The following is a 12,029-nucleotide window of genomic DNA, read 5'->3' as shown; positions in this document are numbered from 1 at the left end:
ATCGAGCCCGCCGCGGGGCAGCGCCTGCGCGAAGGGCGCGCAGAGCAGCGCGGCCGAATCCGCGGGAGCGACCGGGGCCGGTGCCGGAAGCTCGTTCAGTCCCGACGCCGGGACACGAAGGCTGCCGCAGCCCGGTTGGCGAAGGCGCAGGCCTGCCGCAGGTCCTCGCCCGCCACCAGGCGGCCGGCGAGGGCGCCGACGAAGCAGTCGCCGGCGCCATGGGTCGAGACCACGGTCACCGGCTCGGCCGCGAGCTCGAACGGCGTCTCGCCCGCCCCAGCCGCCACCAGGCCTTCGCCGCCGAGGGTGACGACGACGCTCCGCCGCCCGGCGCCGAGCGCCGCCAGCGCGGCCCTGGCGCCCGGCCTGCCGATCACCGGCAGGCCGGTCAGCATCTCCGCCTCGATGCGGTTGACCACCAGCACGTCGACGAGGTCGAGGAGATCCTCGCCGAGCGGGCGGGCCGGCGCGGCATTGAGGATGACGGCGGCGCCGGCGGCGCGGGCCGCCCGCGCCACGGCGGCGTTGACCGCATGCGGCGCCTCGTTCTGCAGCACCAGGGCGCGGGCGCCGCCGAGCCGGTCCCAGGCGGCGGCCGCGCCGTCCGGGGCGATGGAAAGGTTGGCGCCCGAGACGATCACCGCGCCGTACTGGCCGCCGTCCTCGACGATGGCGACGCTCATGCCCGAGCCGGCGCCCTCGTCGGTCTCGACTGCCCGGCGGTCGACGCCGGCCCGGTCGAGATGGGCAAGAAGCTTCTCGCCGAAGGAATCCCGGCCCACCCGGCCGATCATCGCCGTGCGGGCGCCTTGCCGCGCTGCCTGCGCCGCCTGGTTGCCGCCCTTGCCGCCGCAGACCTCCGCCCAGGCCCGGCCGACCGCGGTCTCGTCGAGGCGCGGCAGGCGGCTCGCCTCCACGCGGATGTCGAGATGCAGGCTGCCGCACACGATGATGTCGAACGCCGCCATGTCAGCCTATCTCCGCTTGCCCTGCACCGCGGCCATGGTGCGTGCCAGATTCTCCTCGGCGCGGGCATAGCCTCGTTGCGCCACGGCCACGAACACCGCGTCCATGATGTTGAGCTGGGCGATGCGCGCCGCCGCATTCTCGCCGGTCAGCGGCGAGCCCTGCGCCGTCGAGCACAGCACCACGTCGGCGAGGGTCGCCAGGGGGCTGCTGTCGTAGTTGGAGATGGCGATCACGGCCGCGCCGTTGGCCTTGGCGAGCTGGACCGCGTCGACGAGGCCGGCGGTGCGGCCCGAGTGGGAGAAGGCGACGACGAGGTCGCCCGGGCCGAGCAGGTTGGCCGACATCGCCATCATGTGGGTATCGTCGAACACGGCGGCGCGGATGCCGATGCGCAGGAACTTGTGCGCGACGTCGCGGGCGATCTGGGCCGAGCCGCCCAGGCCGTAGAAGTCGCGCTGGCGGGCGGCGTGGATCAGGTCCGCCGCCTTCTCGAAGGCGGCGATGTCGAGGATGGCGAGCGTCTCCTCCAGCGCCTGGATGGCGGTGCGGAACACTTTCTGCACGATGGTCTGCGCCGTGTCCTCGGGCGTCACCTCGCGGTGCAGGTCGACGGCCGGCAGGCGCTTGTACTCGGCCAGCGCCGCCCGGAGCTCGCGGAAGCCGTCGAAGCCGAGCTTCTTGGCGGTCTTCACCACCATCGCCTCCGACACGCCGGCGCGGTCCGCCACCTGCTTCAGCGGCAGCCTCTCGTCGAGCTCGCTGCGCAGGAGATAGTCGACGATGCGCGCCTCGAAGGCGGAGAGCTCCGGCAGCATCATCCGGATGCGCGGGCCCACGGCGCGCGGGTCGGTCGGAGCGCTCATGGCCTGCCTCGTCTCGCGTGCCCGTCAGGCACCGAACAGCGCCGCCTGCACCAGCCTCTGGCCGGCGACCGCGTCCTGGCGGGCGACCGCCTCGGCCAGGGCCGGGCTGGCCTTGAGGCGCCCCGCCACCCCGAGCATGGCGCGCACGGCGGCGATGTTGGCGGCGCATTCGGCCACCGGGTCGAGTCCGGACACGTCGGGGAAGGTATCGAAATAGAGGACGCCGTCATAGCCGATGCCGTCCAGGGCGGCGAGGAGTTCGATGGTCTGCTGCACATGCACCGCGCCGACCATCAGCCCGTCGTCGCGATGGGCATAGCCGTCGTTGAGATGCACGCCGAGAAGGCGGCTGTGTCGCGCTACCAGGGCGGCGGCATAGGCCGGCATCTCGCCGGCATAGAGCACATGGGCGAAGTCGAGAGTCACGCCGAGATTGGCCGCGCCCGCTTCCCGCACCGCCAGCAGGGTGGTTGCGACATCGGGCAGGACGGCGAAGGCGCGCGGCTCGTTGGGCTTGTATTCGATGCTGACGTCGACCGCGGGATCATGGGCGGCGACCTCCCGGATCGCCGCGACCTCCATGTCCCAGAGGGCGCGGTAGTCGGCCTGGAAGGAATAGTCGAAGCCGTCCTGGCCGAGCCACAGCGTCATCACCCGGCCGCCGGCGGCGCGCATCGAATCGATGCCGCGCCGCGTGAGGTCGATCGCCTTGCGCCGCACCGCCGGGTCGGGATTGGTGAAGGCGCCGATCTTGAAGGCGGGGTCGGTGTAGTAGCGCATGGCATAGCCATTGAGCGCCAGGCCACAGTCGCGCAGATGCGCCGCCATCGCGCCGTCGGTGGTGCCTTCCAGATGGTCGGGATAGTTGAGATCGACCGCCCCGAGGCCGTCGACCGTGGCGGCGCGCGCGATCAGGTCGAAGGTCGTGACTTTACCGGACTTTCCTCTCCAGTAATCCGTTGCTCCGGCCCGAAACGAGTTGAGGCGTGCGGCAAAGGCGTGGTCCGGCATCTCGAAGACCTCTGGAGCGTCGGTGACGGGCTGTCTCGATGGATTTATGGCGCGCACTTTACTGATTTTAGTCAATCAGTAAAGTGCGCCATGTCGCTCCAGGCGCCGATGCCGCGTCCCTGGGGGCCGGTCCCCGCTACTGCGTTTCCGCCAGCGTCACCGGCCGCTTCGGGGCCGCGGCCGCCGATCTCGGCTCGGCGGCGGGCTTGGGCTCGGCCGCCACGGGCGCCTGCGGACCGGCGGCCGGGGGCTTCGGCCCGGTCGCCGCCGGCGTCCCGGCGTCGGGAGCGGTCTTGGGCGGGCCGTAGATGCGCGACTGCGCCACGCCCTCCGGCGTGTCGAGGCCGTAGACGTCGTCGCGGAACTGCGCCAGCCCGTCCGGCGTGCCCCAGGCGGTGAAGTAGACCCAGGCCACCGGCACGGGCTTGGGCAGCGGCACCGTCTTCGGCTCACCGGAATCGATCTGCGCCTGGATCGCCTGGCCGGTCCATTCCGTGCCCTGCATCAGCCAGGCGGCGAGGTCCTGCACGCCGGCGATGCGGGTGCAGCCGGAGGAGTTGAAGCGCACGTCGTTGCGGAACAGCTCGCGGTGCGGCGTGTCGTGCATGTAGACCGCATGGACATTGGGCATGTCGAGCTTGAGGAAGCCGAGCGAATTGTCCGGTCCGGGATCCTGCCGGATCATGTAGGTGATCGGCGAGGCGCCGCTCCAGTCGATGGTGGCGGGGTCGAGCTCGACGCCCTTCCAGCTCAGCACCCGCATGTGCGAGGCGGCGAGGAAGCCCGGGTCCTGCCGCATCTTCGGCATGATGTCTTCCCGGATCAGCGTCTCCGGCACCGTCCAGTCCGGCAGCATCTTCACCGACTTGATCTGCGCGGCGACGACAGGCGACTGGCGGTCCTTGCGGCCGACCACGGCGGTGAAGCGGCGCACCACCGTGCCGTTCTCCACCGCCTCGGCGGCGGCGCCGGGGATGTTGACCACGACATAGCGCTGGGCGAAGGGGAAGCGATCATATTGCAGGCGCGCCAGCGTCATGTTGAGTTGGTTGATCCGCGTCTCGACCGGCACGGTCAGCGCCGCGAAGGTCAGCCGGCCGATAGTGCCGGTGAGGGAGAGGCCGTGCCGCTCCTGGAACCGGAGCAGCGCCTGGCGCGTCGCCTCGTCGAAATCGTCGCCCGTCGATTCCGATTCGTCGAGATCGCCCGTGATGGCCAGGCGCTCCTTCAGCTTGGCCACGGCCGGGCCCTTGGCGCCCGGCTTGAGGCCGGCCGCGTTCGCCGGCAGCGCCGGCCAGCCGCCGTCGGCGGCGATCTGCTGGTATCGGGCGAGGGCGCGCGCGGTCTGCGCGGCCGTGTCCGGGGTGAAGGCGGGATGGCTGTCCTCGGCGCCGGCCGAGGGAGCGAAGGCGGCGGCCAGCACGGCGGCGAGGAGGAGGCGCGGAAGCAACGCGATACGCATGGGTTACGCCTGGAACACGGGGTTCGATCGGCGCGAGCCTAGAATGGGATGGTGAACCGCGGCTTAACCATGCAGGCCTGCGCCGAGGAATCCGGCGCAGGCCTGCATGGCCGAGCCGCGGCCGTCCTCTCTCGCGCATGTGTGATTTGCTCCAAACACCCTGTCACGTTTCTGTCTGGAACACTTGCAAGAAACGCTCTTGCGAGTTTTGTTAAAACGCGCTGCTATCTTGCCCCAAGGTTATCCAGGGAGATCGCCATATGAGACGTTTCGCCGCTGCCGCCGTGCTCGTCGCCTTCGGCGCCACTGTCGCCTTCGCCGGGCCGATCGAAGATCGCCAGGCGATCATGAAGGGCGTCGCCGCCGCGACCAAGACGGCGACGGGCATCGCCAAGGGCGAGACCCCGTTCGACGCGGCCAAGGCCAAGGAGATCGCTGCGGTCTACGAGAACGCGGCGGCCAAGATGCCGACCCTGTTCCCCGACGATTCCAAGACCGGCAACGACACCACTGCCGCGCCGAAGATCTGGGAAGACAAGGCCGGCTTCGCCGCCGAGTTCGCCAAGCTCGGCACCGACGCCAAGGCGCTGGCCGCCACCACCGACACGGCGAGCTTCGCCGCTGCCTTCAAGACCCTTACCGGCGAGTGCGGCACCTGCCACGGCACGTACCGCATCAAGAAGGGCTGAGCCGCCCTCCGGGTATCCGAACGCGCCGGGGCCTTCGTCCGGCGCGTTCGCCGTTTTCAGGCGGGCGCGGGACGGCCGCTCCCCAACACGTCCGGTCCGGGGAGCTCGAAGCATGAGAAAGATCGTCGGCGCCCTCCTGGTGCTCGCGGTGATCGGCCTGGGCGTGTTCTACGTGGTGACGATCCCGTCCACCATTCCCGCCTCGGCCCTGACGGCGGACTACAAGCCCGATCTCGCCAATGGCGCGACCATCTTCACCATCGGCGGCTGCGCCGCCTGCCACCAGACGCCCGGCCAGAAGGACCGCACCCAGCTCGGCGGCGGGCTGGCGCTCGGCTCGCCGTTCGGCACCTTCTACGCCCCGAACATCTCCTCCGATCCGCAGAACGGCATCGGCGCCTGGAGCGAGCTCGACTTCGTCAATGCTCTCCAGCGCGGCGTCGGGCGGGCGGGCGAGCATCTCTATCCCGCGCTGCCCTACACCTCCTACCAGCGCATGAAGCTGGAGGACGTGCGCGACCTCTACGCCTACATCAAGACGCTGCCGGCGGTGGCGACGCCGTCCAGGCCGCACGACATACCCTTCCCCTTCAGCATCCGCCGCCTGCTCGGCGGCTGGAAGCTCCTGTTCCTCGACCAGCGGCCTTTCGTGCCCGACACGAGCAAGGACGCCGTCTGGAACCGCGGCGCCTATCTCGTCGAAGGGCCGGGGCACTGTGCCGAATGTCACAGCCCGAGGAACCCACTTGGCGGTATCAAGGGGGACGAGCGCTTTGCCGGCGGGCCTGATCCCGAAGGCAAGGGCTGGGTGCCCAACATCACTCCGCATGCCGACGGCCTGGCCAACTGGAAGGCGGCCGACATCGCCGAGTTCCTGAAGACCGGCCTGACGCCGGACTTCGATTCGGCCGGCGGCAGCATGCGGGAGGTGATCGAGAACACCAGCCGGCTCTCCGACGACGACCGCCTGGCGATCGCAACCTATATCGCGTCTCTGCCGCCGCGACCCGGCAAGGCACCGAAGGCCAAATAGCCGCGCCGGCTGACACCGCCATACGGAGATTCGAACGTGAGGACAGCGAGCGGATCACCGGATGGGAGAGGGACGCGAGTGAGGCGACTGTCCATCGGGGAGCGCTTGGCCGGCGCTGCGGCCCTCGCCCTCTGTCTCGCCGCGCCGGTCCCGGCGCTCGCCGCCCGCTATGCCTTGGTCGTCGGCATCGATGCCTATGACGCGCCGATTCCGGCGCTGCACGGCGCCGTGAACGATGCCAGGGACATCGCCGGCGCCCTCGCCAGGCTCGGCACCGAGCGGACCATCCTGCTCACCGACAAGCAGGTGACCAAGCAGGCCGTGGTCGCGGCCTGGGAAAGCCTGCTCGGCGAGGCCAAGGCCGGCGACACCCTGATCTTCACCTATGCCGGCCACGGCTCGCAGGAGCCGGCGCGGCCCGGCGACCCGGAGGAGCCGGACGGGCTCGACGAGAATTTCCCGCTCGCCAACTACGGGCTCGACGGCCCGGGCCTGGCCGAGCGCATCGTCGACAACGAGGTGGCGGAATGGCTGCAGCAGGCGGCGGCCAGGAAGGTGCACGTCGTCTTCGTCGCCGATGCCTGCCATTCCGGCACCATGTACCGCTCCGTCTCGCTCGGCCTGACCTATCGGGCCGCGCCGAAGTTGAAGATCGATCGCACGGAACTGCTCAAGTTCGCCCCGCCCGCGCCCGAGGTCTCCGAGCGGATCGCGCCCAACGACGACGTCACCTTCCTGGCCGGCGTCTCCGACGAGCGCCTGGTGCCGGAGGTGCAGATCGACGGCCAGCCGCGCGGGGCCCTGTCCTACGCCTTCGCCCGGGCGTTGGAGGGGGCTGCCGACGCCGACCATGACGGCGTCACCACCGAGAAGGAGCTGGTCGCCTTCATCCGCGCCACCGTGCAGCAGAAGACCGACAGCCAGCAGGTGCCGCAGTCCTTCCCGCCGGTGAGCCGGGCACGGTCCGTGTTCGACACCCGCGCCGCTCCGCCCCAGCCGGTGCAGCCGGTCGCCAAGCAGCCCGACGCGCCGCCGGTCGTCGTGGCGGCCGGCGATCTGCCGCTCCTGCTCGCCTATCGCGGCGGCCAGGGCCCGGCGCAGGTCCAGGGCGCGGCCGTGGTCGCCGACGAGGGCGCCGCCGACCTGGTCTACGACCTCGCGGCCCGCACGGTGGAAAAGCGCGTCGCCGGCATCGTCGCCGAGAACGTCGCTCCGGACGGCCTGCCCGGCATCGTCGCCAAGTGGCGGGCCATCGCCATGCTCAAGGCCGCCACCACGAGCGCGCTGCCCTTCGAGGTCGCCAGCGGGCCGCGAACCTATCGGCGCGGCGAGAAGCTCGCTGTGGCCCTGGGCCAGTCGCCGCACCCCTACATGACGCTGTTCAACCTGCCGCCGAACGGCAAGGTCGAGTTCCTCTACCCCGTCTCCAAGGCCGAGCACGACCAGGACTGGCGGGGGCGCAGCTTCGCGCTGCCGCTGCAGGTCAGGGACCCGCCCTTCGGCTCAGAGCATCTGATCGCCATCCTGTCGGACCAGCCGCTGGACGAGTTGCACGCCGCACTGAAGGGGCTGACCAGCCCGCAGGCGGCCGCCGACCTGCCGGACGTGCTGAAGAACGCCCTTTCGGGCCAGGCCGTCTCGGTCGGCATCGCCGACGTCTTCACCAGCGGCGGAGGATAGCATGAACACGCGCCCGGGCCGGATCGGCCGCCGCCGCGAGGGCGGGCTCGCAGCTCCCGGGACGCGCCGCGGCGCCGCGCCGGTCGGGCGCCTGGTCCGCGCCGCGAGCCTGTGTCTGGCCGCCGGCCTCGGCCTGCTCGGCCTGGCTTCGCCGGCCCGCGCCGACCGCGCGCTGGTCGTCGCGCTCGACACCTACCAGGACGCGCGGCTGAGCTTCCGCCTCGCCGGCGCCTCCGCCGCCGACGCGGCGCGCATCCAGGGCATGCTCACCGGCGCGCTGGGCTACGGGGGCGGCGACATCAAGGTGCTGCGCGACGGCGCGGCCACCAAGGCGGCGGTGCTGGACGGCCTGCGCACTTGGCTCGGCGGCGCCAAGCCCGGCGAGCGGGTGTTCTTCTACTATGCCGGCCAGGGCTATTTTTCCCGGCAGGACGGCAAGGCGCGGCAGGCCCTGCTGCCTTTCGACGTCGTTCCCAAGGGCAGCGGCACGGATCTCAGCTTCGGCGGCATGCTCACGGCCGACGAGATGGATGCGGCCTTCGCCGCGCTGGCCGGCCGGCACGTGACGGCCGTGATCGATTCCTCCCAGTCCGGCACCGTGACGCGCGCCATCACCGTCGAGGCAGCCTCGGGGGGCGGCAATCCCGCCGCCCGCTCGCCGCAGATCGAGGGGACGACGCGCTCCATCGTGGTCGAGGCCGCCGTGGCCGAGGAGAAGCAGGCGGCCGCCGATCCGCCGCCGCCGCCCGCCGGCATCGACCTCGTCACCTGGTCCGCGGTCTCGCCGACCCAGCTCGCCCTCATCGACGAGGACGCCGGTCCGGACTATCATGGCGTTTTCACCGCCGCCTTTGCCGACGGCATCGAAAAGGGTCTCGCCGACTTGAACCACGACGGCGTGATCTCCAACCAGGAGCTGCTCGACTACGTGCGCGAGCGCTCGGCGGACTATTGCGGCCGGCATGCCGGCCGCTGCGAGATGGGCCTGACGCCCGGCCTGGCGGGGGAGGGGGCGGCGCTGAAGGTCGCGGCCAGGAACCCCGTCACCGGCACGGCCCCGCCGGATCTGCAGGCGGGAGACGCCCTCAACACCGGCAAGATCACGCCGCAGAAGGTGATGGACATTCTCGGCGCGAGGCCGTCGGACGACGTCAGGCTCGAGCAGATCCCGCGCTCGCCGGTCAGGCTCGGCACGCAGGACATCCGCTTCCGCGTCACCTCAGGCCATGACGGCTTCCTGGTCCTGCTGTCGGTTTCGGACGAGGGCGAGGTGGTGCAGCTCTTCCCCAACGCCATCTCGGACAAGCGTGCCAAGGACGGCCGGATTCTCGCCGGCCATGCCGTCACCGTGCCCGACCCCTCCTACGGCATGCGCTTCGATGCGACCTCTGTGACCAAAGGCACTGTGCTGGCCCTGGTTGCGGTCGATCCTCTGAAGCTGTCGCGGAAATTCGTCACGCGCCAGATCCAGGTGATCCCGCAGGACGAGGTCAACGCGAGTCTTCTCCCGGAGCTTGCCCAGAGCCTCGCCACACCGGCGGGTGCCGAGACGGTCCAGGAGAATACCAAGCCGGTGGGACGCTCGCTCGCGACGCTTCCCTACGAGATCATTCCTTGAGGCGAAGAAAGATCGCCAGGAGAACGCCATGAAGTATCGCAACCAATTCCGCATAGCGGGCCTGCTGGTCGCGGCGTCGCTCTCCGCGAGCGTGCTGCCGGGGCTGTCACTTCCCGCCTTCGCCGCCGATGCCAAGCCGCCGGCGACGCTGGTGCCGGTCGGTCCGGCCGCCGAGCCGCCGGGCGCGCCGGCGCCGGCGGATGCCGCGCAGCCCGAGGAGCCGGCACCGCCGCCGGGTCCGGCCGCCGCCGAGGCTCCGCCTCCACCTCCGCCGCCACCGCCGGCCGCCGCCGAAGCGCCGCCTCCGGCTCCCGCGCTCGCGCCTCAGCCCGCCGCTGAGCCGGAGCCGCCGCCTCCGCCGGCGCCTGCGCCCCAGCCGATCGCGGCCGAGCCGGCGCCGCCCCCGCCCCCGCCCCCGCCGCCGGCTCCCGCGCCGGCCGCCGCCGGTGGTTTCCCGGCCTTCCCGCCGGACCTGAGGGTGCCGACGGATCCGATCGCCAAGGCGGCTTTCGACGTGCTCGAGAAGCACTGCTCGCGCTGCCACGAGGCGGGCATGCTGACCGCGCGTGAGAAGCCGGCAAAGAATTTCGGCGACATCCTCAAGCTCGACGAGCTCGCCGCCAATCCGCACTTCATCCAGGCCGGCAATCCCGAAGGGTCCAAGCTGTTCCAGCAGATCATCAACAAGGAGATGCCGTACGACGTCTATTACGAGTTCGACACCTCCCGGCCGGAGATCACCGCCGCGGACATCGAGGCGCTGCGCGCCTGGATCAAGTCGACCGGCGACCAGGAGGCGGCGGCCTGCGCCAGCCGCAAGTTCATGACGGACGAAGACGTGGTCGACGCCATCGCCGCCGACCTGCAGCACCTGCCCGACCATCGCATCAAGGGCCGGCGCTACCTCACCCTCACCAACATCTACAATTCCTGCGACACCGACGAGGCGATGAACGTCTATCGCCAGGGCGTGGTCAAGCTGCTGAACTCGTTCTCGCGCCGGCCCGACGTGGTCCGCCTCGAGACCATCGACGAGGCCAAGACCATCGTCGCCTTCAACCTCGAGGATCTCGGCTGGGAGGAGGCGGACTGGAACACGGTGCTGGCGAACTATCCCTTCGCCGTGAAGCCCGACGCCAAGATGTTCGACTTCGCCGCCCAGCAGACCAACACGGTGCTGCCCTATGTCCGCGCCGACTGGTTCACCTTCACGGCGTCGCAGCCCCCGCTCTACGACAAGCTGCTGCAGCTCCCGGACAACTTCCCGGGCCTGACCCAGAAGCTCGCCGTCGACATGGATGCGGACATCAAGAACTTCGTGGCCCAGCGCGCCGGCTTCCAGAAGTCCGGCGTGTCGCAGAACAACCGCCTGATCGAGCGCCATCCGATCTCGACCGGCTATTTCTGGACCTCCTACGACTTCGGCGGCTCGAAGGACAAGCAGAGCCTGTTCCTGCATCCGCTCGGCCCCGAGCAGGACGGCATCACCGGCGGCTTCCACCATGACGGCGGCGAGAGCATCTTCTCCCTGCCCAACGGCTTCCAGGCCTATTACCTCAACAAGTCCGACGGCACCCGTCTCGACAAGGGGCCGGTGCAGATCGTCCGCGATCCCTCGCGCCGCGACTTCTCGGTCACCAACGGCATTTCCTGCATGGGTTGCCACGACCAGGGCATGCGCAAGGCCAAGGACGAGGTGCGCCGGGCGATCCTCGCCGACCACTCCTTCTCCAAGGACGTCCGCGAGACGGTGGCGGCGCTCTATCCCGAGAACGACAAGATGGACGCCCTCATCGAGGACGACTTCCAGCGCTTCACCTCGGCGATGAAGCGGGCCGGCCTCGATCCGGCGCTGAAGCTCAACGGCGTCGAGATGACCAATGCCCTGTTCACGCGCTACGAGGGCGACCTGTCGCTGCGCCGGGCCGCCGCCGAGTACGGCTATGCCCCCGACAGGTTCAAGGACGCCTTCATCCAGGGTGGCCCCGAAGCCATCGCCCTGATGCATCGCCTGGAGCAGGGCATCGTGCCGCGCGACCAGTTCGAGACGCTGTTCATCAAGTTCGTGGAGAGCTCCACCGAGGGCCGCGTGCTCGACGTCTCGAACCTGGCCGGTGGCGCGCAGGTCGCGCCGGTGGTGACGCCGCCCTCGCCCGGGGGCACCTTCGAGCTGCGCCTGACCGCGGACAACACGGTCTACAAGCAATACCAGTCGGCCGTGTTCACCGCCGTCGCCAGCCGCGACTGCAGCCTCTTCGTCGTCAACGTCTCCAAGGACGGCGTCGGCACCATCATCTTCCCCAACAAGTTCCAGTCGGACAATGCGGTGAAGGCGGGGCAGACCGTGGTGCTGGGCGGGCCGGGCGCGCCCTTCAAGTTCAAGCTGCCGGACATCGGCCAGGAGCGGGTGGTGGGCGTGTGCCGCGTCAACGGCTCGACCAGAGAGGCCTTCGGCTTCCGGATCGACCCGACGAAGCAGACCTTCGCCCAGATCCCGAACTTCGACAAGCAGGTGACGCGCTCCATCGTCGTGGAGGCCAACGACATCCGCAAGGAAGCCGCCGGGCTCGACGCCGACGCCAAGAAGGACGCCCAGAGCGCCAAGCTCGCGGCCGTCGTCAGCGACAAGGATGCCGGCGCGGCGCCGGCAGCCTCCAAGGAGACCGTCGCGTCCACCGCGATCGTCATCCAGGTTCAGTGAGGA

Annotated in this window: 9 protein-coding genes; 5 read left to right on the top strand and 4 right to left on the bottom strand. The window is 70.3% G+C overall.

The window, feature by feature from the left end:
* Positions 1–95: 95 nt before the first annotated feature.
* From QO011_RS27905 to QO011_RS27890, 4 genes are all read right to left on the bottom strand, one after another.
* Complete coding sequence (locus tag QO011_RS27905) at positions 96–968, bottom strand: PfkB family carbohydrate kinase (protein WP_307279581.1); 873 nt, start codon at positions 966–968, stop codon at positions 96–98.
* A 6-nt stretch (positions 969–974) separates the two neighbouring features.
* On the bottom strand, positions 975–1,832 hold the full coding sequence (locus QO011_RS27900; RefSeq protein WP_307279578.1) for a MurR/RpiR family transcriptional regulator: 858 nt from the start codon (positions 1,830–1,832) through the stop codon (positions 975–977).
* A gap of 24 nt (positions 1,833–1,856) precedes the next feature.
* Positions 1,857–2,843 carry a sugar phosphate isomerase/epimerase family protein gene (locus QO011_RS27895; protein WP_307279574.1) on the bottom strand — a complete coding sequence of 329 codons (987 nt, stop codon included), beginning with the start codon at positions 2,841–2,843 and terminating at the stop codon, positions 1,857–1,859.
* A 136-nt stretch (positions 2,844–2,979) separates the two neighbouring features.
* The gene (locus tag QO011_RS27890) at positions 2,980–4,305 is read right to left on the bottom strand and encodes a L,D-transpeptidase family protein (protein WP_307279571.1); all 1,326 of its coding nucleotides are present in this window, start codon (positions 4,303–4,305) and stop codon (positions 2,980–2,982) included.
* A gap of 260 nt (positions 4,306–4,565) precedes the next feature.
* Here QO011_RS27890 and QO011_RS27885 point away from each other — a divergent pair, with 260 nt between their 5' ends.
* The 5 genes from QO011_RS27885 (at position 4,566) to QO011_RS27865 (ending at position 12,026) form a co-directional block, all read left to right on the top strand.
* The gene (locus QO011_RS27885; protein WP_307279569.1) at positions 4,566–4,994 is read left to right on the top strand and encodes a c-type cytochrome; all 429 of its coding nucleotides are present in this window, start codon (positions 4,566–4,568) and stop codon (positions 4,992–4,994) included.
* A 112-nt stretch (positions 4,995–5,106) separates the two neighbouring features.
* Complete coding sequence (locus QO011_RS27880; RefSeq protein WP_307279568.1) at positions 5,107–6,027, top strand: c-type cytochrome; 921 nt, start codon at positions 5,107–5,109, stop codon at positions 6,025–6,027.
* 78 nt (positions 6,028–6,105) lie between these two features.
* Positions 6,106–7,707 carry a caspase family protein gene (locus QO011_RS27875; RefSeq protein WP_307279565.1) on the top strand — a complete coding sequence of 534 codons (1,602 nt, stop codon included), beginning with the start codon at positions 6,106–6,108 and terminating at the stop codon, positions 7,705–7,707.
* Position 7,708: 1 nt separating this feature from the next.
* Positions 7,709–9,325 carry a DUF4384 domain-containing protein gene (locus QO011_RS27870; protein ID WP_307279562.1) on the top strand — a complete coding sequence of 539 codons (1,617 nt, stop codon included), beginning with the start codon at positions 7,709–7,711 and terminating at the stop codon, positions 9,323–9,325.
* A 28-nt stretch (positions 9,326–9,353) separates the two neighbouring features.
* Positions 9,354–12,026: a DUF4384 domain-containing protein gene (locus QO011_RS27865; RefSeq protein WP_307279559.1), complete on the top strand. Its 2,673-nt coding sequence runs from the start codon at positions 9,354–9,356 to the stop codon at positions 12,024–12,026.
* The last annotated feature ends 3 nt before the right edge of the window (positions 12,027–12,029 follow it).

Origin of the sequence: Labrys wisconsinensis (assembly GCF_030814995.1) — a bacterium.
In the GTDB taxonomy this organism is placed as follows: Bacteria; Pseudomonadota; Alphaproteobacteria; order Rhizobiales; family Labraceae; genus Labrys; species Labrys wisconsinensis.
This window is presented reverse-complemented; position numbering and strand designations above follow the sequence as displayed.